This window comes from Paraburkholderia rhizosphaerae (assembly GCF_004366595.1).
Taxonomy (GTDB): Bacteria; Pseudomonadota; Gammaproteobacteria; order Burkholderiales; family Burkholderiaceae; genus Paraburkholderia; species Paraburkholderia rhizosphaerae.
Genome location: NZ_SORE01000010.1, coordinates 162,173 through 184,959, shown reverse-complemented (window position 1 = coordinate 184,959; position 22,787 = coordinate 162,173). Strand labels below are relative to the sequence as shown.

At 63.3% G+C, this 22,787-nt stretch carries 22 protein-coding genes and 1 tRNA gene; 7 read left to right on the top strand and 16 right to left on the bottom strand.

The features are described 5' to 3' along the window. Positions 1–18: 18 nt before the first annotated feature. The 4 genes from BX592_RS15305 to BX592_RS15290 form a co-directional block, all read right to left on the bottom strand. A complete protein-coding gene (locus BX592_RS15305; protein WP_134192663.1) occupies positions 19–375 on the bottom strand; it encodes an STAS domain-containing protein in 357 nt (118 codons plus the stop codon). Positions 376–391: 16 nt separating this feature from the next. Continuing rightward, entirely contained in the window at positions 392–1,258 is an 867-nt protein-coding gene (locus BX592_RS15300; protein ID WP_134192662.1) for an STAS domain-containing protein, read from the bottom strand. 186 nt (positions 1,259–1,444) lie between these two features. After that, complete coding sequence (locus BX592_RS15295) at positions 1,445–3,403, bottom strand: tannase/feruloyl esterase family alpha/beta hydrolase (RefSeq protein WP_377681557.1); 1,959 nt, start codon at positions 3,401–3,403, stop codon at positions 1,445–1,447. Further along, on the bottom strand, positions 3,346–4,449 hold the full coding sequence (locus tag BX592_RS15290; protein ID WP_134192661.1) for an OpgC domain-containing protein: 1,104 nt from the start codon (positions 4,447–4,449) through the stop codon (positions 3,346–3,348). The genes BX592_RS15295 and BX592_RS15290 overlap by 58 nt, the downstream gene beginning before the upstream one ends. A 358-nt stretch (positions 4,450–4,807) precedes the next feature. On the opposite strand from BX592_RS15290, the gene BX592_RS15285 reads away from it, so the two are divergent. Beyond that, entirely contained in the window at positions 4,808–6,352 is a 1,545-nt protein-coding gene (locus tag BX592_RS15285; protein WP_134192660.1) for a methyl-accepting chemotaxis protein, read from the top strand. Positions 6,353–6,458: 106 nt separating this feature from the next. Here the strand turns inward: BX592_RS15285 and BX592_RS15280 are convergent, their stop codons facing one another. The 3 genes from BX592_RS15280 to BX592_RS15270 all read right to left on the bottom strand — a co-directional run bounded on the left by BX592_RS15280 (position 6,459) and on the right by BX592_RS15270 (position 9,564). Further along, positions 6,459–7,052 carry an ankyrin repeat domain-containing protein gene (locus tag BX592_RS15280; RefSeq protein ID WP_134192725.1) on the bottom strand — a complete coding sequence of 198 codons (594 nt, stop codon included), beginning with the start codon at positions 7,050–7,052 and terminating at the stop codon, positions 6,459–6,461. 122 nt (positions 7,053–7,174) lie between these two features. Then, a complete protein-coding gene (locus tag BX592_RS15275) occupies positions 7,175–7,825 on the bottom strand; it encodes a c-type cytochrome (protein WP_134192724.1) in 651 nt (216 codons plus the stop codon). Positions 7,826–7,833: 8 nt separating this feature from the next. Continuing rightward, entirely contained in the window at positions 7,834–9,564 is a 1,731-nt protein-coding gene (locus tag BX592_RS15270; protein ID WP_134192659.1) for a pyrroloquinoline quinone-dependent dehydrogenase, read from the bottom strand. Positions 9,565–10,003: 439 nt separating this feature from the next. On the opposite strand from BX592_RS15270, the gene BX592_RS15265 reads away from it, so the two are divergent. Beyond that, positions 10,004–11,170, top strand: a complete 1,167-nt coding sequence (locus BX592_RS15265; RefSeq protein ID WP_166676361.1) for an aspartyl protease family protein — start codon at positions 10,004–10,006, stop codon at positions 11,168–11,170. Between the two features lie 157 nt (positions 11,171–11,327). On the opposite strand, the gene BX592_RS15260 is transcribed toward BX592_RS15265, so the two are convergent. From BX592_RS15260 to BX592_RS15240, 5 genes are all read right to left on the bottom strand, one after another. Further along, a tRNA-Ala gene (locus BX592_RS15260) sits at positions 11,328–11,403 on the bottom strand. Between the two features lie 55 nt (positions 11,404–11,458). Next, entirely contained in the window at positions 11,459–11,779 is a 321-nt protein-coding gene (locus BX592_RS15255) for a c-type cytochrome (protein ID WP_134192723.1), read from the bottom strand. A gap of 47 nt (positions 11,780–11,826) precedes the next feature. Further along, positions 11,827–12,624 carry a BON domain-containing protein gene (locus BX592_RS15250; protein ID WP_134192657.1) on the bottom strand — a complete coding sequence of 266 codons (798 nt, stop codon included), beginning with the start codon at positions 12,622–12,624 and terminating at the stop codon, positions 11,827–11,829. Between the two features lie 20 nt (positions 12,625–12,644). Further along, positions 12,645–13,232, bottom strand: coding sequence for a phosphoheptose isomerase (locus BX592_RS15245; RefSeq protein WP_134192656.1), 588 nt, complete (start codon positions 13,230–13,232; stop codon positions 12,645–12,647). A 235-nt stretch (positions 13,233–13,467) separates the two neighbouring features. Beyond that, positions 13,468–13,995, bottom strand: a complete 528-nt coding sequence (locus tag BX592_RS15240; protein WP_134192722.1) for a YraN family protein — start codon at positions 13,993–13,995, stop codon at positions 13,468–13,470. Positions 13,996–14,227: 232 nt separating this feature from the next. Between BX592_RS15240 and rsmI the strand changes: the two genes are divergently transcribed. Then, on the top strand, positions 14,228–15,100 hold the full coding sequence (rsmI, locus tag BX592_RS15235; RefSeq protein ID WP_134192655.1) for a 16S rRNA (cytidine(1402)-2'-O)-methyltransferase: 873 nt from the start codon (positions 14,228–14,230) through the stop codon (positions 15,098–15,100). A gap of 78 nt (positions 15,101–15,178) precedes the next feature. Here rsmI and BX592_RS15230 read toward each other — a convergent pair whose 3' ends face one another. Then, positions 15,179–15,787, bottom strand: coding sequence for a septal ring lytic transglycosylase RlpA family protein (locus BX592_RS15230; protein ID WP_134192654.1), 609 nt, complete (start codon positions 15,785–15,787; stop codon positions 15,179–15,181). A gap of 658 nt (positions 15,788–16,445) precedes the next feature. Here BX592_RS15230 and BX592_RS15225 point away from each other — a divergent pair. The 3 genes from BX592_RS15225 to BX592_RS15215 all read left to right on the top strand — a co-directional run bounded on the left by BX592_RS15225 (position 16,446) and on the right by BX592_RS15215 (position 18,266). Then, positions 16,446–17,090, top strand: coding sequence for an MBL fold metallo-hydrolase (locus tag BX592_RS15225; RefSeq protein WP_134192653.1), 645 nt, complete (start codon positions 16,446–16,448; stop codon positions 17,088–17,090). After that, the gene (locus BX592_RS15220) at positions 17,087–17,704 is read left to right on the top strand and encodes a 3'-5' exonuclease family protein (protein WP_134192652.1); all 618 of its coding nucleotides are present in this window, start codon (positions 17,087–17,089) and stop codon (positions 17,702–17,704) included. The genes BX592_RS15225 and BX592_RS15220 overlap by 4 nt, the downstream gene beginning before the upstream one ends. Before the next feature lie 103 nt (positions 17,705–17,807). Further along, a complete protein-coding gene (locus BX592_RS15215; RefSeq protein WP_134192651.1) occupies positions 17,808–18,266 on the top strand; it encodes an Lrp/AsnC family transcriptional regulator in 459 nt (152 codons plus the stop codon). A gap of 88 nt (positions 18,267–18,354) precedes the next feature. Here the strand turns inward: BX592_RS15215 and BX592_RS15210 are convergent, their stop codons facing one another. From BX592_RS15210 to BX592_RS15200, 3 genes are all read right to left on the bottom strand, one after another. Then, positions 18,355–19,554, bottom strand: coding sequence for a cation diffusion facilitator family transporter (locus BX592_RS15210; protein ID WP_134192650.1), 1,200 nt, complete (start codon positions 19,552–19,554; stop codon positions 18,355–18,357). A gap of 267 nt (positions 19,555–19,821) precedes the next feature. Beyond that, positions 19,822–20,121: an H-NS histone family protein gene (locus BX592_RS15205; RefSeq protein WP_134192649.1), complete on the bottom strand. Its 300-nt coding sequence runs from the start codon at positions 20,119–20,121 to the stop codon at positions 19,822–19,824. 358 nt (positions 20,122–20,479) lie between these two features. After that, positions 20,480–21,148 (bottom strand): HugZ family pyridoxamine 5'-phosphate oxidase, encoded by a 669-nt coding sequence (locus tag BX592_RS15200; RefSeq protein ID WP_134192721.1) that lies wholly within the window; start codon positions 21,146–21,148, stop codon positions 20,480–20,482. 238 nt (positions 21,149–21,386) lie between these two features. Between BX592_RS15200 and BX592_RS15195 the strand changes: the two genes are divergently transcribed. Beyond that, the gene (locus tag BX592_RS15195; RefSeq protein ID WP_134192648.1) at positions 21,387–22,598 is read left to right on the top strand and encodes an MFS transporter; all 1,212 of its coding nucleotides are present in this window, start codon (positions 21,387–21,389) and stop codon (positions 22,596–22,598) included. Positions 22,599–22,787 lie beyond the last annotated feature (189 nt).

The following is a 22,787-nucleotide window of genomic DNA, read 5'->3' as shown; positions in this document are numbered from 1 at the left end:
AAGCGGGTCGATCCGAGATCAACGGCGGCGCTGCCGCAGCAGCGCCATGCCGCGCTCGACATTGAGCGCGGTGCGTACGCCGGTCAGCGTCAGGCCGAGTTCGACCAGCGTGATCGCCACCGACGGCTGCATGCCGACCACGACCGTTTCCGCATCGAGCACGGTCGCCATCGCCGCTGTGTTACTGATCATCCGGCCGATAAATGAATCGACGATATCGAGCGCGGAGATGTCGATCAGCACGCCCTTCGCTGAATCTTTGACAATGCGCGCGGTCAGGTCGTCTTGCAGCGCAAGCGCGAGGCGATCGTGCATATCCACCTGAATCGACACGATCAGGCAGTCGCCCATCCGCAAAATCGGAATGCGGTCCATGGCAGCGCCCCTCGGCTCAGTTCGCGCCGCGCACTGCCGCGACGCTCGAACCGGTACGTTGCAGTGCAACGACAAACGCATCGGCGAGCGTCGCTTTGGTCGTCACGTTGGTGAGATCGACACCCAGATGCACGATGGTCTGCGCAATCTGCGGGCGAATTCCGCTAATGATGCAATCGGCGCCCATCAGCCGCGCGGCAGCCACCGTCTTGAGCAGATGCTGCGCGACGAGCGTGTCGACCGTCGGCACGCCGGTGATATCGATAATCGCAATCGACGCGCCCGTGTCGACGATTTTCTGCAGCAGGCTTTCCATCACTACCTGCGTGCGCGCGGAATCGAGCGTGCCGATCAGCGGCAGCGCAAGAATGTCTTCCCACAGTTGCACGACCGGCGTCGACAGTTCGAGCAGTTCTTCTCTCTGGCGCAGGATGATCGACTCGCGGCTGCGCTGGAACACTTCGGTCGTGTAGAGGCCGAGCGCGTCGAGCAGCAGATTCACGGCCCAGCTGGTTTCGGCGAGCGCCGCGGGATTGTCGTTCAACGCGTGGCGCAGCCGCGCGTAAAGCGGCGCCTTCAGCGAAAACACGAAGGTCGCGGTTTCCACCGGCGTAAAGCCTTGCCGCGCGCGAAGCCCGGACATGTCCGCGAGAAACGTACGCACTGGCTCCCACTCGGGGCGGCTCGCGTCGAACGTCTCCGCGTTCGTCAACGTGTCGACAAACACGTTCAGGAAATTGCGGAACTGATCCGACATTTCTGCTTCGGTCGTCAAGCCTCGGCGCAGTGCAATCGACAAATGCTGATTCAGCCAGTCGCTCAATAAGGTATCGCGTTGCTGCGTCAGCACCTCGACTAGAGCGCCGCCTTTCGGTTTGTTCATGGACTCTCCGGGAAGGACAACAAGTAAGTATTGCTTGATTTACTTTCGCGCAAATCGTTTGCGCGCACCCTATGGGCAATCGTTACCGAGTCCGCGCAACGGTGGCGGCGTTTCGATGAACCGATTGTGTGAGCAACCAATAGTACAGGTGAGCCGCGAATCGCGGGCAAATTGAAGGCGGCGGAATCAGGGCTGCGCGCAGACGAAGCTGCTCGCGCGATTCATGTCGCCCTTGCCGAGATAGCGTGGGTACAACGGGTACCGGCACAGCGGCCGCGTGCGGCCATTGGTGGCCGCGGCGATATCGGTGGCCATCAGCGTTTCCGGTGACACGCCATGCGTGACCCAGTTGTCGAGCGCGGTGAGCAGATCGACCGACGGCACGAAGACGCCGCTGCCATGCTGATAGCCTGGCACCATGTAGAGCCGCATGAACGAGTCGACACGCGCCTGTCCGTAACGCGCGACGAGCGCATCGCGGTATGCGATTGTCTGGTTCGGGCTGATCACTTCGTCGGCGAGTCCTTGCAACGTGATCAGCTTGCCGCCGCGCCCGATATAGCGCGTCAGGTCCGGATTCATCGCGCCGATCGTCTCCGACAGTTCGACGAGTTGCGATTCGTAGCGGCCCGGATGCTGCACGTCGAAGCCGAGCGAATCGAACGACGCGTCCTGCGCGATGAAGTAACGCAGATAGCCGTCGCCTTGCGTGAACAGGTAACCGTTGGTCGCGAAGGTCGGCGCCGGCCCGCGCTCGGGCTCGTGCCCGAGTCCGAGCCCGCCAGTCAGACGCGTGCCTTCGAATACGTTATAGCCATGGTAGCCGCCGACGTTCCATGCGAGCTCGTACGGGAGCGTCAAGCCGTCGCGTAACACGAAGAGGGTCGCGAGTTGCGTATTGGTGAGGCATGAGTCGTCGTGTGCGTCGTGTGCGTCGTGTGCGTCGTGTGCGTCGTGTGCGTCGTGTGCGTCGTGTGCGGCGCGCGGTGAGTTGCCTGGTGCGCTGCCGTCTGCGTTATCGCGCGAGGTATGCAGGTTCGCGTGACGGTTCGGCTGCGCGCGCGGCGGGCAGCGTAACGCGTCGATCACTTCGGCTTCGCGTTTGCGGCATGCGCGCACATCGCTGACGATGCCGTCCGCTGCGCCATCGAGCTTGTCGCATACCGCAAGCGAGCGCTGATACACGCGTTCGAGCAGCATCGGCGGTACGTAGCCGCCTGGCGTCCGGTATTCGGCTTCGCCGATCTTCACGCCAATCAGCCGCACGCCGGTGAAGTTAAGCGCTGGCGAATCGGCGATCACGCCATCGTAGTCGTCCGCAAAGCGCTGCATCACCGTGTAGCCCTCGCGGCCGCCGGTCGAGCCGCCGGCAAAGTAGACCTTGTCGGGCTTGCGGCCATACGCGCGCGTGATCAGTTCGACCGCGGCATCCCGGGTTTTCTTCAGATGCGCGTAGCCGAAGTTGATCACCGCTTCGTCGTTCAGTCCGAACGCCGCCATCGATGAATTGCCGACGTGCCCCGAATCGTCGCCGAAGGTCGCATAGCCTTCCGCGAGCGGCGCATGCTCCGGCGAGAACGGCATCGTGCCGAGGCCACTCACCACCACGCCGTTGTATCCGCCGCCGCCGAGTTGCAGCGCGCGGCCATTCCAGTTCCGCGGGAGATTCAGATCGAAGCGGATGTCGGACGTGCCGGCCTTCAGCCCCTTGATGCTGCCGGTGATCCGGCAATAGTCGCCTGCTTCGTTACCGGCGGCGCTCGCCGGAATCAACGCCGCGGAATCGATACGCACGCCATTGGTCGGCAACGCGATGGTTTTCGGCGGCAGGAGCACGCCGGTCAGTTCGGCGCAGCGCAACGACGTCGTGTCAGACGCCGCTTGTGCGGTTGGCTGTGTGATTGGCTGTGTGATTGGCTGTGTGATTGGTTGTGTGGTGGTGGGCTGAGCGGTCTGCTGTGCGGTCTGCCGCGCCGCATTATCCGTCTGCGCGGCGCAGCCTTCGATTCCGGTTACCACGATGAGCAGCAGCACGCCCGCGCGCGCGAACGCGCGCGCGGTGTGAAGCGGCATCGCGCGCGCGCGTGTCACACGTCGGCTCCTTGCACCGCGGGGCGCCTTGCGTTGCGCGTCCAGTCGCGCCATACGCGCGCCAGCGTCAGCACCGCGATAATCGCGACGAGGTCGCCGGCGAACGCAGCGAGATCGTGCGCAACGCCATGCAGCGCCCGTGGAGTCGCCGTATCGACGACCAGCGAAATCACCGTGCCGCCGACGAAACAGACAAGCCCCATTTGTCCGACCGTCACGATGCCGGGCAAACGTTGCGCGAGGCGCGCGATAAAGCCGCTCCGAACCAGCACGACCGCGAGCCAGGCAATCGCAATGAAATTGATCACACGTTCAGTCGACAGGTTCTGTTTCAGATGACCGGGCAGTGGTTGCGTGAGGATAAACAGCTTGACCGTCGCAAAGCCGAGCGCGGCCGCGAGCGCGATGCGCGTCAGCCACCGCCCGGTATTCGTCGCAAGGAAGCCGTCATCGACCGGCCTCACCCGGCACAGAATACCGAGCACGAACATCAACTGCCATGCAAACGGATTGAAAGCCCAATCGCCGACGTCGTCGATCCGCAGCAGTGCCGCGAGCGGCCGCGCCGCGAGCCAGACCACCATGCTCAAAGCAAGTGCCAGGCTCGCCGAGCGCCGCGCGAGCGGCACAATAAATGGCACGGCCAGCGGAAATAGCACATACATCGGCAACACGCTCGACAGATACGGCTGCCGGCGCAGCACGGCAATATCGAACGTCTCGCGCAGCGGAGTCGCCGAAAACGAAGGCCAGCCGGTCAGCTCGACCATTGGCCGGTTCAGGTGGAACAGCGCGAGCACCGCGCCGGACAGCAGCGTCAGCACGGCCGTCAGCAGATACGCGCGGTAAATCTCGACGCTGCGCCTGAAAAAGCGACTTCGCGCGGCCTGTGTGCCGCGTTTGGCCAATACCGCGTCGTACGCGGCGGCGGACGCGTAGCCGCCGAGGCATACGAACACTTCAGCCGAATCGCATAGCGCATATGTGTGCAGCATCAAATGCGACAACACGCTGCCAGGAATGTGATCCAGAGCGATGACGATCAATACGACACCGCGGAAAAAGTCCACTTCGATCGAGCGTCCTCGGCGGGGGGGCATGGGAAGTCTCGGGAGAGTGCCGCTGGTTGCAGGAAAAATCGCGCAAGCGTTCGAGCAGCCTAGCCCCATCCGACAATGGTTGCTTGTGAGAGCACTTCCGGCTGACAGAATGAAATCTGCGCGAGGGTCGCGCGCGCGAAATGATGGGCAACGCCAGGTGATCTGAAAGATACCGACGTGGCGGATGCGCGAAGCCGGCGCTTGCAGTGCGAAGTCCGACGGGCCGGGCAGCGCCTTTTTCGCAAAACGCGCTCAAGCTGGCTGCCGCCGGCCCGTAAACGAGGGCGTCGGGGCGGCTATCGGGTGCGGCGTCTTCGACAGCCCGCTTTGCACCCGCGATTCGATTCGACAGCACGCCATGACCATCGTTCGACGACTTGTGATCACGCTCGCCGTTGCGCTTGTCGCGCTGGTGTTCGTCGGCGGTTACGGACTCGCACAGTTGTATGCATCGAATCAGCGCATCGACGGCCTTGAAACGCGCACGATTCCGGGCCTCCGATCGATTTCGACCGCCGTCGGCGATGTCACCGACATGCGCCTGAACGCGTACCGTTACGTGGTCGACGGCATCGACGACGCTAGCCGTGCCAATATCGCCGCGCTGATCGCGGATGCGGACAAGCGTTTCGATGCGGACCTGACGTCCTACGCAGCAGCCGACGAAACCGCCGCACGTATGCTCGCGGCGGATCGCGCGCATATGGACGCGTACCGCAGTGCGCGCAACCAGTACTTCGACAAACTGCGTGCCGGCGACCGGGACGGCGCGCTGTCGATGCTGCACGACGGCGGCGCGGTGCACACCGCCGCGCTCGCGCTCGATAAAGGTCTGCACGATCATCTCGACTACGACATCGCGCTCAGCCGTTCGATCCGCGATGAAAACGCCGCGCAGTTCAGGACGGTATTTGGCTGGATGATCGCGATCGTCGCGGCCGCGATCATCGCGACCGGCGCATTCGGCGCTCACCTGTACCGGCTGATCGGCAACGGGCTCAACAGTCTGCAGGACACGCTACAAAAGGTCAGCGAATCGCTCGATCTGTCGCGGCACGCGCGCGTCGAGCGGATCGACGAAATCGGGCGGACGGCCGCCGCGCTGAACCGGTTGCTGGAGCGGATGGCGGAGGTCGTTGCCGAGGTGCGGCGCTCGAGCGACGCGGTTGGCATCGCGTCCAGGCAGATCGCCGCGGGTAATCTCGATCTGTCGACGCGCACCGAAGAGCAAGCCGTGTCACTGCAGCAGACCGCGGCGAGCCTCGCGCAACTGACGGCCACCGTGCAGCAGAACGCGGATAACGCGAAACAGGCCAGTTCGCTTGCGCTGAGCACATCGCATATCTCCGATGAAGGCAATCAGTCGGTCGAGCGGATGGTCGGCACGATGAGCGAAATCGCGGCGAGCTCCGCGAAGATCGCGGAAATCACGTCGCTGATCGAAGGCATTGCGTTCCAGACCAATATCCTCGCGCTGAACGCGGCGGTCGAGGCGGCACGAGCGGGCGAACAGGGGCGGGGCTTTGCAGTCGTCGCGTCGGAGGTGCGTAGTCTCGCGCAACGTTCGTCGACCGCGGCGCGGGAAATCAAGGAGCTGATCGAACGCTCGGTCGCGACGATTCGTTCCGGGTCGAGCCAGGCCGAGGAGGTGGGGCGCACGACGGCTCAGGTGCAACAGGCGATCCGGCAGGTCGCGTCGATCATCGGTGAAATCGCGACCGCTTCGGACGAACAGGGGCGCGGCATCGAACAGGTGAATCAGGCGGTCAGCCAGATCGACGAAGTGACGCAGCAGAACGCGTCGCTTGTCGAACAGGCCGCGGCCGCGTCCGGCTCGCTCGATGAGCAGGCGACACGGTTGAGTGGATCGGTGGCGGTGTTTACGGTTGGCGCGAACGGTTGATGCGCGGCCGCGGTGGCTTTGCGCCGGGTTCGCGGTTGTGACTCACGGTTGCTCGCGCCTCGCCCCCGGTTCTCGCAGTGGACCGATCATTCGCCACTCACGTCCGCTAATGCGGCGACAACAGCGCGCTCACCTGACCTGAGTGAGTTTGCGCGGCAATGTCCATCGCCGTCATGCCGCGGTTGTCGCGCAACGATGGATCTGCGCCGCGCGCAAGCAACAGTTTGACGGTCTCCGCGCGGTCGTAACCCGCAGCCCACATCAGTGCGGTCAGATCGTTCTTGTAGCGGCGGTTGACATCCATACCCGCGTCCAGCAGCAGCTTGACCGAAGCCGTGTTGCCTTGCCCCGCCGCATATTCCATCGCAGTCTTGCCGACCCGGTCTTGCGCACCGGTATCCGCGCCGTGCGACAACAGCAGACCGACCGTTTCCGTATCGCCACCGTACGCCGCGGCCATCAGCGGCGTGATGCCAGCCACATCCGCCTGACGCACGTTCGCACCGTGGTCGATCAGCGTGCGCGCCAGCGCGGTCGAGCCCTTCTTGCACGCGGTAATCAATGGCGTGTCACCGATCCGGTTGCGCGAGTCGATCACCGCGCCCTGGTTCAACGCGGCTTCGACCGCGCCCGTGTCGCCACTGCGCGCCGCGTTCAGCAATTGCTGGTTCACGCTGTCGTCGGCAGCGCGCGCAGGCATCGACAGCACGCCGCCGATGCCGAGCAACGCGGCCGCGCACATCGTCCATCGCGAGAATCTCATCTGATGCGTCCCCTCTCTTCGGCTGACCGTCGATCTGTCGATCTTCACCTGTCCGATCGCTATTGCAGACTCGCGACGTAAGCAGCCAGGTTGCGAATATCGTCATCCGACAGATTGCGAGTCACGCTCGTCATGTTTCCGGCATCGTTTGTGCGCGTGTGCGAACGGAAATCCCGCAACTGCTTCGCAATGTATTGAGGATATTGCCCCGCCACGCGTGGTATTTCGTTCTGGCCGCTAAAACCGCCCAGATGACACATCGTGCACAACACCTCCGCCGCCTTGCGCTTGCCTGCGTCGATACTCGCCGCGTCCGCGTCGACCTTGACCGGCGCGGGTCGCTGTTGCGAAAAGTAATCGGCCAGATCCTGCATGTCTTCGCGTGACAGCGTCGCGGCAAATGGCGACATCTGCGGGTCGCTGCGCCGGTTTTCCTTGAAGTCCTTCAGTTGCAGGTACAGGTAGCGCTGCGTCTGACCCGCAAGGACTGGATAGCCCGGGTTCGTCGAATTGCCGAGCGGTCCGTGGCAAGTGACGCAGACCTGCGCTTTGCCCTTGCCTGTTTCGGCGTCGGCACGCGCGAGCGTCGGCAGCGCCGCAACCGCGCAAAACGCGAACGTCAGCCGTGCCAGCCGCACCAACGCGGCACCGGCGCGGCGCCGCCACGGCAAGCGCCCGACCGCGTCCGCGATAGCCGGTCCGCCCTTCATCGGCACCATCACGGCAATGCAAATACGAGGACCGTATTGCCGCGTTTGAAGTCGAGCTGCGTATTGCCGCCCGCCGCGACCGCGACATACTGCTTGCCATTTACCGAATACGACACCGCCGGCGCATTTACGCCCGCACCGCACTGGAACTCCCACAGCTTCTTGCCCGTCGATGCATCGTACGCACGGAAGTAGCCGTTGCCCTCGCCGTTGAATACGAGGCCGCCCGCGGTCGCAAGCACGCCGCCGATCAGCGGCTGGTCGGTCTTGACGTCCCACGCTACCTTGCCGGTGTCGACGTTGACCGCCGACAGCTTGCCCCATTGCTGCTCGGATGGAATCGTCTTGAACGCGCCGCCGAGCCACAGCTTGCTGCCGCCCGGGTACGCGACTTCGGCGACCTGGTAGGTCATCGGCTGGTGCAGGTTGGCCGCGTATGCGAGACGCGTCTGCGGATCGAACGCCATCGGCGACCATTCCACGCCACCGTTCGCGCCGGGCAGCATCCGCGCGCCGGCTTCGGTCGGCAGCGTCCACATGTCTTCCTGCGGAATCATGGCTTGCGAGAAGCGGATCAGCTTGCCGGTTGCGCGGTCGTTTACGTAGACGTGCCCGGTCTTGCCGCCGTGGATCACGGCCGGCACCATCTGGCCGTTCTTGTCACGCGCGTCGACGAGAATCGGCGGGCTTGCCGCATCGAGGTCCCACACATCGTGCGCAACGTATTGCGAGTGCCACCGGTACGCGCCGGAGTCGAGATCGACCGCGACCAGCGAATCGGTATAGAGGTTGTCTCCCGGCCGGATCGCGCCATACAGGTCCGGTGACGGGTTGCCGACCACGAAGTACACCGTGCGCGTTTTGCGGTCGACCGCGGGTGTCATCCAGACGCCGCCGCCGAGCGTCTTGTAGAAGTCGCCGCCTTTTGACGCGAGTTGCTGCTTTTCCTTCGCGATGTCGCGCTTCATATCGCGGCCGGTCGCGTCAGCGGTCGCCCACACGCCTTCCTGGCCGGTCTCCGGAATCGTGTAGAAGGTCCACAGCAGATGACCATCCTTCGCGTCGAACGCCTTCACGAAGCCGCGAATACCGTACTCGCCGCCGTTCGTGCCGATCAGCACCTTGTCTTCGACAACCGTGGGCGCCATCGTCTCCGAATAGCCCTGCTCGGGGTCGGCGATCTGCGTTTCCCATAACAGCTTGCCGGTCTTCGCATCGAGCGCGACCAGCTTCGAATCGAGCGTGCCCATAAAGACCCGGTCGCCTGAAATCGCGACGCCGCGATTGTTCGGCCCGCAACAGAATGTCGTGACCGGTCCCATCTTGTGCTTGTAATGCCAGAACTCCTTGCCGGTCACCGCGTCGACCGCATAGACGTGATTGAACGACGTCGTGATGAACATCACGCCGTGCGACACGATCGGCGCGGTTTCCATCGACTCGTTGACCGCCGTCTGGAAGATAAACACCGGCTTCAACTTCGACACGTTCGTGCGATTGATCTGCTTGCCGGGAAAATAGCGGGTCTGCGTATATGAGCCGTTCGGGTGCAGCCAGTCGGACGTATTGCCGGCCGCGGCATCGAGTTGCTGTTGCGTGACGGGTTGCACAGTGGGCATCGGCGCGGTGGTCGTCGTCGCGCCACCTTGCACTTCATCCGCGCAGAACGCGGAGTTCGACGCGAAGGCCAGCGTAAGCGATACGGACACCACGGCTACTGCATTGCGGGATGAATGCATGAGTGTCTCCTTGGTTGTTATCACCCACGGGTTTCGTCATGCGAATCAATGCCCGGCGCCGCTCCGCTTAAGCGATGCCGGATACCCGATGGCGTAACCCGCCCGGACGCGGACGCGTCCGGTTTCAAACCATTGCTTGCTCTATTCGACTGTTTTGCAGTGCAACGGATGGGAGACCGTGGCTGGCTCTCTCACCGGAAAGCTGGCTCGTTACAGCGTAGGCGATTGGATTCGCATTTTCTAGAGGAGTTGGACAGTGCAATGAATGCGACCGCACGTAGCGGGTACGCGAGGTTGCACCAATGCGGATGTTTGGGGCCTGCCGTATCGGGTCGCGGTTCGGACTTGTCCGATGTCCGCGATTCGCGCGCGCAACGACAATCGCGCCGGTCTTGCTTACTAACGATCCACGATGACGACACGAATTGGGAAAGCCACGATGACGATTGCCATAGCTGTAGCGATCGCGGGGTGCACGAACCACGGGGACACGACGCCCGCGTCACCGGCCTTTCCGCAACCGGCGCTGACCACGCCGATTTCCCGCTATTCGCTGATCGTTCCGGTGTCGATCGCGGGCAAGACTTATCGATTCATGCTGGACACGGGAGCCGGCTATACGATCATCGACCCTCACGTTGCGTCGACGATCACCCGGCGCGCAGACGATAACGAAGTGCCCGAAAGGCTCCATCAAGGCTTTGCCGAAGGTGTGAGCACCATCAGCGGCACACTCGGAAAACAGGATGTGACGTTCTGGCAATCGCTGCCGCTCGGAATCGGCAACCATATGATCCGAAGCGCTACGCCGTGGATTGGGCTCGATCTGTCTCTGATGACAAAAGCCACCGGCGTGCAAATCGATGGGCTGATTGGCGCTGACGTGTTCCGCCAACTGACCTGGCAAGTGGACAACATGAACCGGACTCTGACGGTTCTATCCGACGTCCCTTCGACGAACCGGTATCAGCATTGCGTTCCGTATCAGAGCGCCTACGGACAACCGCCCGAAATCCAGCTCGATCTGCAGAGCGGCAACTGGGTACCGTTCAGAATCGACACCGGTGCGCTCGACTCATTCGCGCCACTCGACCTGCTCGAAGCATTGCACAAGGATGGCAACGACATCAGGCCGATTGGCGGCTCACGAATCGTGACCGCAAACGGCGGACGCGATTCAGCCGGATACCTGGTGGATGGTCTGTCACTCGGCGGCCAGGCAGTCGGGCGACTACGCTTTCAGGAAAGCGCGGGCGGACTCAACAATCTCGGTATGGGGTTTTTCTCGCGCTTTGACAACTACGTGTTGATTCCGGCCGAAATGGTGTTCTGCTACAACGCGAAGAACTTTACCCGCGATGATGGTGAGCGGCTGCGAGGTATCCCGCTGATGTACGTCAACGGCCGTATCGAAATCGGCGACGACACGCCGAAGGATTTCCCCGAGTACGGATTGAAACGTGGCGACGTGTTACTGGAGGTCAACGGGCAAAAGCCGTCCCCTGCTGATATCGAGGAACTGCGCGAGCGGCTTGACAGCATTCCACAGGGAAAACTGCGGATACTGATTGACCGGAACGGCGCACGGAAGACGATCGATCTTTGACAAGCGGAGTTCGAAAGGCTGCTGCGGTTCGCGCCCCCCGCGCGACCCACGAACGACAGGCCTATAAAGACAGAACCCGTAAGAACACAAAATCCGTAAGAAAAAAAACCCCGTAAGCGGTGAGCTTACGGGGTTGTCGGATCTTGCCAATGTTTGTTGGTGGAGCGGAGGAGGATCGAACTCCCGACCTTCGCATTGCGAACGCGACGCTCTCCCAGCTGAGCTACCGCCCCAACGAATCCGGCAATTCTAGCACAGGCGTTTTTGGATTTGACAAGTGGGATGCCGTCATTTCGAAGGCGCGCCAGCCAGCACCCATTCGACGACCGTGCGGATATCGGCATCGCTCATCGCCGGATGCGCAGGCATCGGAATCATGCCCCACACACCGGAACCGCCGTCTTTCACTTTGCGCTCGAGCATGGCTTCGGCCTGCGCGTTGCCTTTGTAGCGGCTCGCCACCTGCTGAAACGACGGTCCAACCAGTTTGCGGTCGATTGCATGGCAACCGAGGCACGCGTTGCGCTGCGCGATGCTCAGACCGTGCTGCATATCGGCGGCTCGTGCTGCTGGCGCCGCCGCGATCGCCACCGCTGAGAGCGCGAGCATCGCGCCGGCACGGATCGCGCGATGCGCGCTGCGGGTGATTCGATGCCTCACTTAACGACCTGGGGGCTGCCCGGTTGCACATTCGAGTTCGACACCGGCGCCGGCGGCTGCTGATCCAGCGGCTTGGACGACACCGACGCATCCGGCACCGCACCGGTCGTCACGCCTTCAGGCGCTGCTGCCGCCGACGGCGACGACGCGCTCGGCGCCGCGGCGGCCGCAGCCGCCGCCGCGACCGCCTCCGACGGCTCGATGTACTGGAACACCTTGACGACCTTGGTCACGCCCGGCACACGGCTCGCGACGTTCGCCCCCTGCGCGCCTTCGTCCGGCGTGACGAGGCCCATCAGATAAATCGCGCCATTCTCCGCCACCACCTTGAAATTATTTGCGGACAGATTCTTTTCCGCGATCAGCGCGGTTTTCACGCGGCCTTCCAGATACGTATCGTTGGTGCGCGACGAGAAATCCGTCGTCTGCGCGACGGTCAACTCGTTGACGACGGCGTGCACGTTATTGATCCCGCGCACGATCGCCTCCGCTCTCTGTTTCGACCCATCGTCGGGCACTTCGCCAGTCAGCAGCACACGCCGGTTGAACACCGTCACGTTCACGTGGCCCTGGCCGAGCAGGCCATCGTTGATCTGCGAAATCGCCTTTACCTGGATTTCGCGATCTTCGGTTTGCGCGCCGAGCGTGCGACGATCGGTCGCCACGAGCGCGCCGCCACCCGCCGCGGCACCCACCGCCAGCACGCAGCCTTGCAGCGTCGCCGCCAGGCCAGCGGCCAATCCCACCACGAGCGTGGTCCTCACAAGCGTACTTTTCACGCGGTATGCGCTCATCAACTCCCTCTCCTTCGAAGTCATTCCTCGCCCAGCAACATTGCATCGATGCCGTCGCACAGACAGTGGATGGTCAGCAGATGCACTTCCTGAATGCGCGCGGTCCGCCCGGACGGCACGCAGATATGGATATCGATATCGGTCAGCGCGCTGCTCACATTGCCGCCGCCGTTACCTGTCAGCGCGACCACAATCATTTCTCGTTCGCGCGCCGCGTCGATCGCCGCGAGCACGTTCGCCGAGTTGCCGGACGTGGTGATGGCCAGCAACACGTCGCCGGGCTGGCCGAGCGCGCGAATCTGCCGCGCGAAGATCTGGTCGTACGCGTAGTCGTTGGCGAGCGCGGTCAGCACGGATGTATCGGTTGTCAATGCAACCGCGGGCAGGCCCGGCCGCTCGCGTTCGAAACGGCCGATCAGTTCAGCCGCGAAGTGTTGCGCGTCTGCCGCCGAGCCACCGTTGCCGCACGCGAGAATGCGGTTGCCGTTCGCGAGCGCGCCGAACATCGTGTCGATTGCGGCGGCAATCGGCAGCGCGAGGGTTTCCACTGCAGCGAGTTTCACCGCCGCGCTATCGCGGAAGTGCTGTTGAATACGTTCGACTGACATCGACTCTCTATCTTGTGCTGCGCGTTTGATGCCGCGCGTCCGAGCGCGTCGGGCCTTTCGCAACGCGTGTCACTGGTTGCAACCGGCTGCTACGGCACGTGCGCCGCCCGGTGCCGGCGACTCGCGTGAACGCTTTGCACGTCGGATCGTTTTCGCGCGGCACGGCGTTCGATACCCGATGCGCGTTCGCAAGTTTAGCGTACTCGCGTGCGCGCGCCAGCAGATATCTCGTACTTCAGACGTCGTCCGCGCGAAACGCATCGCGCAGCCAGACGAGCCGCCCGGCTTCGAACGCGATCACGTCGAAGCGGCACGCGGCGGTCTCGTGCGGATGAGCGGCGAGATAATACTGCGCGGCGCGCACGATGCGCTGCCGCTTGTGCCAACCGACGCTTGCGCGTGCGCCGCCGTAGCGCGTCTGCGAGCGTGCCCGCACTTCGACGAACACGAGTGCTCCGGATGGATCGCGCATCACCAGATCGATTTCACCGCCGCGACACACCACATTGCGAGCGACGAGGCGCAAGCGCTGCCGCTGCAGGAAGCCGAGCGCGTGCGCTTCGAACTTTGCGCCGACGCTGACGGTGCCGTGCTTCGATCGCAGCCCGGCCTTGCGGGTTGTCGACCGCGCGCTGCGCGGAAAGTTGTCTTGCTGGATCGTGTTGTTATCGTCGGCGCCGGTGCGGTCAATGTCGGCGCGATCGGTATCGCCGCGGTCCGTGCCGCGGTCGATCTCGACCAGGTCGATGTCGCCGCGACTCATGCGGCCACGGCTGAAGTGGGCACGCTTGACGTCAAGCGGGCAAACCGTGCTGCGGCAAGTGCCGTCACGGTCAACGTCGCCCCGGTTGATATCGCCACGGTTACGCGCGCCGCGTTGAGCGCCGCCGGCACCATCGCGTGCGCGCGCGACCGCATTCGCACGCACCGTCTTGCCTGTCCCAGTGCGGTGGCACAATGTCGGGCTTGTTCCGTCAGTCTGCGTCTTCAGTGTCATGACTCCTCTCTCCGAACTTGCGCAACAGCAGCACTACCCGCACGGCGCGCTCTACGTCGTCGCGACGCCGATCGGCAACAGCGCCGACATCACGCTGCGCGCGCTGCATGTGCTCGGGCTCGCGGACCGGATCGCCGCGGAAGACACGCGCAACACCGGCCAGTTGCTCGCGCGCTACGGTATCTCGAAGCCGCTCGTCGCCGTGCATCAGCACAACGAGCGCACCGCCGGGCTGCGCATCGTCGAGCATCTGCAAGCGGGCGAGCGGGTCGCGTATGTATCGGACGCAGGCACGCCCGGCATCTCCGACCCAGGAGCAAAGCTGGTGGATGCAGTACGCGAAGCCGGCCTGCCGGTCGTGCCGCTGCCCGGCGCCAGTGCACTGGCAACTGCACTCAGCGCGGCCGGCGACTGGGTCGCGACGTTCTCGTTCCTCGGCTTCCTGCCGACCAGATCAAAGCAACGCGCCGCGCAGCTTCAACAGTTGGCCGAGCACCCGCACGCGATGGTGTTTTACGAAGCACCGCATCGGATCGTCGAAACGGTCGACGCGCTCGCCGCGGCATTCGACGGTACGCGGCGCTTGCTGATTGCACGCGAGTTGACGAAGTTACACGAGACGTTGCACGGGTGCACCCTGGCCGAAGGGCCAGCGTGGCTCATGGAAGATCCGAACCGGCAGCGCGGTGAATTCGTGCTGGTGGTGGAGGGCGCGGCGCCGCAAGCCGCGGGCGAGCACGATCACGACCGGCTGCTCGGCATTCTGCTCGACGAGCTGCCGGTGAGTACGGCGGCAAAGGTGGCCGCGGCGATTACCGGTGCGCCGCGCAACGCACTGTATTCGCGCGCGCTTGAGCTCAAAAAAGACTGAGGGCCGCCGAAGCGGCCCGACATCGGTTCGAATGCGCTGACGCGACCTGCAAGCCGCGCGCGCAATCGTCGCATGACGTTACTTCTCGTCACCCGATTCGCCGTTTGCGGCGAGCATTTCCGCCTGTTCAGCCTTCGCCTCGCGCGGCGTGAGACCGGCGATCTGCACACGCGCGGTCCCGGCGTGCTGCAGATGAAGCACCCGCGCCGCCGCATACGACAGGTCGATGACGCGGCCGCGCGCGTACGGTCCGCGGTCGTTGATCCGTACGACGACCGAATCGTTGGTCGCCGGATTCGTCACGCGCACGTATGAGCCAAGTGGCAGCGTGCGGTGCGCAGCCGTCAGCGCATTCATATTGAAGCGCTCGCCGTTCGCGGTGCGGCGGCCATGGAACAGCTTGCCGTACCACGATGCACGGCCGGTCTGGTGAAAGTTGGCCACGTTAGGACCGTCATCCGTCAGCGCGTCAGCGTCGGCGAACTTGCCCTTCTCGTTGGCGGCGGAGGCCGGCAGATCGCTGGCGGCGCCATAGGCTAGCGGCGCCGTCGCGGTCGTGCTGTGCGCCGCCTTGGTGCTCAGCGGCGCGCTGCCCACCTGATCCGACTGTCCGGGCGGCACCGCGCAGCCAGCCAGAATCGAAAAGGCAAAAAGGCCCCCAATACGTCGGGTTAACCGAGTTTTCATAAGACGAACGATGTTACAAATTCGAGCCGCATCACGCGAATGGCTGCGTGTTGCATGCGACCCGGGCGGCAGGCACGGTCACGCGCCGCGCTCAAGGCGCAGAGCGATCAAGCCCGTACACGGCCAGTTCGGCCGCTACCGCACGGTTAGTTTTCACGTCTGACGCAACCTGTCCCCGCAGGTTTTGGCCAGACCCCACACGCCGCCGTCGAACACGGCTACTCGTTCTTGCACCCGGACAGCGGTACGTAGGAACGGCGGCGTAGGCCCCATCCAGCGTCACGGCAGCAAGGCCGTTGCAGGCGCGCGGCGCCTGGCTGGACAAGACGTGTGCATCGAAGCTCTCGATGCTCGGATTTGCCGTCAGACAACGACGGCACTTACTTGAAGGCAACCTCCATTCCCGTTTCCGACGACCAGATTGCCGACGTCGAACCGGGATGGGTCAACCGGTGAAAGTGCGGTCTCCCGCACACGATGGGCGCATTATACCCAAAACAGAATCTTGGGTAGCCAAACCGCACCAGTTTTTACATAATCTTTACTTAGGCTGTAAGAATGTCCGCTCGCGGCCGCTTCAAACCGCACGCCGCGGGACCGCTACGCGGCGAAAAGCGCGCGCCGGTACAATCGGTCTTTTGCCGCCGCATGCCGTCTCATGAAAGTCACGTTGATCCCCGTCACGCCATTTCAGCAGAACAGTTCGCTGCTCGTTTGTGAGGCGACGGGCCGCGCCGCGGTCGTCGATCCGGGCGGCGATCTCGACATCATCCAGCGCGAGATCGCGCGTCAGAACGTCAGCGTCGACAAGATCCTGCTGACTCACGGCCACGTCGACCATTGCGCCGGCGCGAAGGCACTGGCCGGGCATTACGGCGTGCCGATCGAAGGCCCGCATCCGGACGAACGTTTCTGGCTCGACAAGCTGCCCGAGCAGAGCGTGCGCTTCGGCTTTCCGGCGGCCGAAGCGTTTGAGCCCGACCGCTGGCTGCACGACGGCGACAGCGCGCAGTTCGGTAATGAGACGCTTGAGGTCTATCACTGCCCCGGACATACACCGGGCCACGTCGTGTTCTTTAGCCGCGCGCATCGCGTCGCGCTGGTCGGTGACGTGCTATTCGCCGGTTCGATCGGCCGCACGGATTTTCCGCGCGGCAATCAGGGCGACCTCGTCGGCTCGATCCGCAACAAGCTCTGGCCGCTAGGCGACGACGTCACGTTCGTGCCAGGACATGGTCCGACGTCGACCTTCGGCGACGAGCGCCGCACCAATCCGTACGTGGCCGACGGAGTCCGCGTATGAACGGCGAAATCTATGTGAGCACGGACGTCGAGGCAGATGGTCCGATTCCAGGTCCGCATTCGATGTTGAGCTTCGCGTCGGCTGCATACACGGCCGACAAGCAGTTGATCGGCACCTTCTCGGCGAACCTCGTTCTGCTCGACGGCGCCGCGCCGCATCCGGTTCAGGAGGCGTGGTGGAAAACGCAGCCTGACGCGTGGGCCGCGTGCCGCAAGGATCTGCGCGCGCCCGCCGAAGCACTGGTCGCGTATGTCGAATGGGTCGAAGCGTTACCCGGCAAACCGGTATTCGTCGCGATGCCTGCCGGCTTCGATTTCACCTTCATGTTCTGGTACATGATGCGTTTCACCGGGCGCTGCCCGTTCTCATGGTCCGCGCTCGACATTAAGACGCTCGCGTTCGCGATGACCGGCTTGCCGTATCGCAAGTGCATCAAGCCGCGCCTGCCGAAGCACTGGTTCGACGACTTGCCGCACACGCATGTCGCGCTCGACGACGCGATCGAACAGGGCGCGCTCTTCTGCAACATGCTGACGGAACTGCGTGCGGCGCAGACTGGCGTTGCGCTTGATGCGGGTGATGGGGACGGCTCAGGACGAAATGCCGCTGACTAACCCGCAAATTAGGCGATACGCCTCATAAACTGGTGTTTCGATTGCGTTTCGTTTTCGTCGCCTCTACCATTACGGAATACGGCGACGCCAACGGAGGCCGCAGTTGACACTCGATACGTTCTCTCAGAAGATCCTGCGCCTCTTGCAACTGGACGCCCGCCGTTCGGTGCAGGAGATATCCGATCAGGTCGGCCTGTCCAGCACGCCTTGCTGGCGTCGCATCAAGGATATGGAGCAATCGGGCATCATCCAGCGCTATACCGCGCTGCTCGATCGCGAAAAACTCGGGCTGCATGTCTGCGCACTCGCGCATATTCATTTGACGCGGCACACGGAAGGCGGCGTCGAGCAATTCGAGAAGGAAATCGCCACTTGTCCGGAAGTGACTGAGTGCTACAGCACGACCGGCGAATCCGATTACATCCTGAAAATCGTCGCGCCGGACATCAAGGCGTACGACACGTTCCTGCATGAACGGATTTTCAAGATTCCGGCCGTCGCGCAGGTCCGCACCAGTGTGGTGCTGCGCGAAATCAAATTCGATACGCAACTGCCGCTTTGACGCAGGATTGACGCACACGCGGTGCGGTCGGGCTTAGCGTCCCGCGTGCCGGCGAACCGGCAGCAGCACGCTCTTCCAGTCCGTCGATTTATAGTTCGCTCGCGCGCCGTTCGGCGACGGCCGCCGGCGCCTGCATGTCGATCGCGCGCTGCACATCGAGCTTGCGCGCGCCCAGGCGGCGCTGCAATTCTGGAAGATCCACATGCGCAAGGCGTCGCGCGTCGTCGTCAGAAGCGTCGCGCGATGTGGCCGGCAATGTCACTTCGACGTCGAGCCCCGTACTCAAATAGTGAAGGTTCACCGCCGCGGGCGTCAGGCCATGTTCGGCGAACGCCTTTTCGACTTCCGCCACGATGCGCTCGCGCGGCGCAAGCCCCGCCGGCGGTTGCGCGATCGCATCGTTTTCCGGGTCGACATGGATGAGCGCATCGAGCACGCGGTGGTCGGTCAGGATGCGTGTGCGCGCCGACTCCGCGATGTAGTGCCCCTCGGATACTGAAATGAACGGATCGACGAGAATATGCGCGTCGACCAGCGCGAGGTCGCCCATCTTGCGCGTACGCAGCTGATGCACGTCGCGCACACCGGGGGTCGACAACAACAGCGCTCGCACGTCGGCGGTAGCCGGTTCATCGAGCGCGCGATCGGACAGATCCTGCAGCGCGTCCCAGCCGAACACCCAGCCCATCCGCGCGACCATGAAGCCGACGATCGCCGCCGCGATCGGATCGAGCAGACGCATACCGAACAGACTGCCGACGATGCCAAGCGCCACCACCAGCGACGACGCCGCATCCGAGCGCGCGTGCCATGCGTTCGCAATCAGCATCGCCGAACGAACGCGCTGCGCTTCACGCAGCATGTAGCGAAACAGCCCTTCTTTCGAAACCAGCACGACCAGCGCGACCACCAGCGCGCTGACGTGCACCGGCGGAATATCTTGCAGATCGGCGAGCCGTGTACCGGCGCGCCACAGCATGCCGACGCCGACTGAAATGAGCAGTGCGCCGAGAAACAGCGACGCGACTGTTTCGTACCGGCTGTGTCCGTAATTGTGATCGGCGTCGGGCTCGGCGCCGCTATGGCGGTTCGCGAGCAGCACGACAAAATCAGAAACCAGATCGGCAAGCGAATGGATGCCGTCAGCGATCAACGCCTGCGAATGCGCGAACACACCGATCGCGATTTGCGCGGACATCAATACGATATTGAGCACGATGCTCACGAACGTGCTTTTACGTGCTACGTGATGTTTTTCCGCGGAGTGGACAGTCGTGCTGGACGGCATAGGAATGGGGAGCTGCGCAATGCTTTCATTCTACCCGCCGGTTCGTTTTGCGTCAGTTAAGAAGACGGAAATTTCTTTTGAATCATGTGGTTATCTGAACACGAAGCATTCGCATCCGTTTTTTCGCGACGCGATCAGCCGCGGGTTGCTTCGAATGTGCGGCGATTCCGCGATACGACTCACGTGATTACGCAGGCAAACAAAAACCGCGCCCCAATTCCAGCAGGCGCGGTTTTGATGACCGGCAACGGATGCCGGTGATTCTGATTATTTCTGAATCAGAAACTTTTCACGATCTTGACCGGCAATCCAGCGCGGCGGTTTGCCACGGCCGGACCAGGTGTTCCCGCTATCCGGATCGCGATACTTCGGCGCAACTCCAGTACGCGCACGACCTGGCTTCGCGTGCTTTGCCCGACCACCGCCGAGTTCCGCGAGGGTAATGCCATAGTCGGACATCTTTTGCTTGATTTCGTTCAGCACTTCGGCATATTCACGTGCCTTCGCCTCTTCGATCTGCTTTTCAAGCTTCTCGCGCTGCGCGAGCAGTTCCTTGTAGGAAGACATAGGTTCCCTTGTCATTTGGATAAATGGACGTCCGGTCTAAGCCGATTTAGTCCTTTGAAGGTGATCATGCCTCGGAATTTGCAGGCGAGATTAACACAGAATATAAAGCACGGAATAGGTGCAAGCCCAAATTAATTAATTGCTGTTTCTTAAATTTTCACCGAACTGTCGAAAGCACGTCTTCACGACGACCGAGTCGGATTCCCATTTTGTCAGAAAAGTAGCAGCATCAATGAATGGATTCTGAATCTACTCTCGGATGATGAAACGTATTCTGCGCGACAGCGGGAAATCATTTCATTGGATGAAAACTTTCCCGCTGCAATCTCAGATTTTTAAGCATTGTGGAGTAATCGGCTCAGCCGACCAGGACACTACCGAGGAAGGCCTCGAATTCCGTGTGTAACGCGACAGAATCAGCTGCGGGCGAGCCTTTGAACGTGTAGCGCATACGTGCGCCGGTAACCCGGAAATCGGCGCCATAACGGTCGACACCGATCAGTTCAATCTCGGTTCGGCGCCGCGGGTGAGTGGCGAAGCGTTCCAGCAAAGCCGTTTCTTCATCGCATGGCAGCGGGTCGAGCAAGTCGAGGTCGCGGCCGTCGAGCCAGCCCATCGTGCCGAAACCGCCTATATAGCGGATCCGCTCGAGCGACAACGTCCAGAACGAAAAGTCGCCGAGCGCGAGATAGCGTTCCGCGTCCGGCTGATAGCGCAGGTAACGGCGCACCGCCGCCGGCGCCGGTTCGATTCGCTCGAAGGTGCCGAGCAACGTGACGCGTTGTGCGTTGAGTACGTCGCCGTCCGGCGCGTCCGCGACCAGAAATCCGGCGCGCGGGTCAGCCTCGAGGTTGCGCGTGTGCTCGGCAAGCCGGCTAATCAGAATGGTCGGCTGATGTCGCTCGTCTGGAGCGAACGGCAGGATCGACGGATACGGGAAGCCTTGCGGCTGCCGCGAGTGCGTCGCGAGCGTGCCTGCGGCAACGCGGTGCAGCAGATCGAGCGGGGCGTGAGCGGGAATCTTCAAGGCGGCCTCGGGGATGTACGTCAGGTGCATCGTACCGGCCGGCGCCGACGATGTGGACGATCTGGCCATGCGACGGCACCCGATGCGATCGACGCGCGAACGCGGCACGCACGTCATCGGCTGCGCACAGCCGACATCGATATTAGTGCAGCCGCGTGTCAGCGCGGCGCCGCCTGCTTCGCTAGAATCGGGAGTTTGCTTTCGCCCCGCTTTCCCTCCCTCTCCGCCGAGATCGCCCGTGTCCGACCGACCGCCCGACGTCGCCATGCTTCCCGCCGCCCATCGCGATTTGCCCGTGGCCGCGCGCAACCGCGCGCGCTACGCGACGATGGCCTTGTTCTTTATCGCCGGCATGATGTACGGCACGTGGGGGATCCATGTGCCGACCGTCCGGGACCGCTTTGAGCTGAATCCGGCGCTGCTGTCTCTCGCGCTGTTCGCGGTGGCGGGCGGCTCGATCGCCGCGATGACCGCGAACGGTCCATGGATCGCCCGGGTCGGCACGCGCCGCGCTTGCCTCGCGGGCGGTTTGACGATGTCGGTTTGCGCGGCGCTGATGCTGCTGGTGCCCACTTACTGGATGCTGCTGGTCGTGCTCGCGATCTTCGGCGCCGGCATGGCGACGCTCGATGTCGCGATGAACGCCGAAGCCAGCGCGGTCGAACAGGCGCTCGGCCGGCCGATCATGTCGGCGCTGCACGGCATGTTCAGCGTCGGCGGCATGGCCGGCGCGGCAGCCGGGGGTGCGCTGCTCGCGCACGGTATGACCTCGGTCGTGCACATGCTGCTGGCCGCCGCGGTAAGCGCGGTCGTGCTGCTTGTCGCGTGTCCGTCCGTGCTGCCGCACGTGCCGCATGCAGAACATCCGGACGCGCACACGCCGCGCGCGAACCGCTGGCGCTCGCCGGCGCTATGGGCGCTCGGTCTCGTCGCGCTGATCGCGCTGATCGCGGAAGGCGCAATGTACGACTGGGCAACGGTTTATATGCGCGACGTGGTGATCACGACGCCCGCGGTGGCAAGCGCGGCGTATGCGGCGTTTTCCGGCGGGATGGCAGCCGCGCGTTTTGCCGGCGACGCGGTGCGCGCCCGATTCGGCGCGCCGCAACTGGTGATGGCAAGCGCGTCGCTCGCATGCGCCGGGATGATCGGCGCGCTGTTGCTGCCGCACGCGATCACCGCGATGACCGGCTTCACGCTGATGGGCCTGGGCCTCGCGAACATGATGCCGGTGCTGTTCGCGGCAGCGGCTCGAGTCAAAGGCATTCACGCAGCCGAAGGACTCGCGCACGTTGCCGGGCTCGCATACTTTGGTCTGCTGCTCGGGCCGGTGATCATCGGCGGCGTTGCGCAGGTGACCACGCTGCCGATCGGTCTTTCAGTGGTCGCCGTGTGCGCGGCGCTGATTGCGATCGCGGGACCGAAAGTGCTGCGGCGTCTGAATATCTGACGTTACGCAGGTCGAACGATAGGGTAGTCAGCCACGCGTGGCGCGCCTGCATCCGCGCTCACGGACGCGGCTTACGTTCCCCGCCACTCGCGGTCTCGCCCAATAAAAAAGGCACGCGAGCCTTTAAGCCGCGTGCCTTCGTTGCGCTATCGCGCCGACGAAAAGGGCAAACGGCGGGCAAGCCCGCCA

Bases quoted from the DNA above. Each gene is read 5' to 3' on its own strand.
- BX592_RS15305 (WP_134192663.1), bottom strand. From the start codon at position 375: ATGGACCGCATTCCGATTTTGCGGATGGGCGACTGCCTGATCGTGTCG.
- BX592_RS15300 (WP_134192662.1), bottom strand. From the start codon at position 1,258: ATGAACAAACCGAAAGGCGGCGCTCTAGTCGAGGTGCTGACGCAGCAA.
- BX592_RS15295 (WP_377681557.1), bottom strand. From the start codon at position 3,403: ATGGCGCGACTGGACGCGCAACGCAAGGCGCCCCGCGGTGCAAGGAGC.
- BX592_RS15290 (WP_134192661.1), bottom strand. From the start codon at position 4,449: ATGCCCCCCCGCCGAGGACGCTCGATCGAAGTGGACTTTTTCCGCGGT.
- BX592_RS15285 (WP_134192660.1), top strand. From the start codon at position 4,808: ATGACCATCGTTCGACGACTTGTGATCACGCTCGCCGTTGCGCTTGTC.
- BX592_RS15280 (WP_134192725.1), bottom strand. From the start codon at position 7,052: ATGCCTGCGCGCGCTGCCGACGACAGCGTGAACCAGCAATTGCTGAAC.
- BX592_RS15275 (WP_134192724.1), bottom strand. From the start codon at position 7,825: ATGAAGGGCGGACCGGCTATCGCGGACGCGGTCGGGCGCTTGCCGTGG.
- BX592_RS15270 (WP_134192659.1), bottom strand. From the start codon at position 9,564: ATGCATTCATCCCGCAATGCAGTAGCCGTGGTGTCCGTATCGCTTACG.
- BX592_RS15265 (WP_166676361.1), top strand. From the start codon at position 10,004: ATGACGATTGCCATAGCTGTAGCGATCGCGGGGTGCACGAACCACGGG.
- BX592_RS15255 (WP_134192723.1), bottom strand. From the start codon at position 11,779: ATGCTCGCGCTCTCAGCGGTGGCGATCGCGGCGGCGCCAGCAGCACGA.
- BX592_RS15250 (WP_134192657.1), bottom strand. From the start codon at position 12,624: ATGAGCGCATACCGCGTGAAAAGTACGCTTGTGAGGACCACGCTCGTG.
- BX592_RS15245 (WP_134192656.1), bottom strand. From the start codon at position 13,232: ATGTCAGTCGAACGTATTCAACAGCACTTCCGCGATAGCGCGGCGGTG.
- BX592_RS15240 (WP_134192722.1), bottom strand. From the start codon at position 13,995: ATGAGTCGCGGCGACATCGACCTGGTCGAGATCGACCGCGGCACGGAC.
- rsmI (WP_134192655.1), top strand. From the start codon at position 14,228: ATGACTCCTCTCTCCGAACTTGCGCAACAGCAGCACTACCCGCACGGC.
- BX592_RS15230 (WP_134192654.1), bottom strand. From the start codon at position 15,787: ATGAAAACTCGGTTAACCCGACGTATTGGGGGCCTTTTTGCCTTTTCG.
- BX592_RS15225 (WP_134192653.1), top strand. From the start codon at position 16,446: ATGAAAGTCACGTTGATCCCCGTCACGCCATTTCAGCAGAACAGTTCG.
- BX592_RS15220 (WP_134192652.1), top strand. From the start codon at position 17,087: ATGAACGGCGAAATCTATGTGAGCACGGACGTCGAGGCAGATGGTCCG.
- BX592_RS15210 (WP_134192650.1), bottom strand. From the start codon at position 19,554: ATGCCGTCCAGCACGACTGTCCACTCCGCGGAAAAACATCACGTAGCA.
- BX592_RS15205 (WP_134192649.1), bottom strand. From the start codon at position 20,121: ATGTCTTCCTACAAGGAACTGCTCGCGCAGCGCGAGAAGCTTGAAAAG.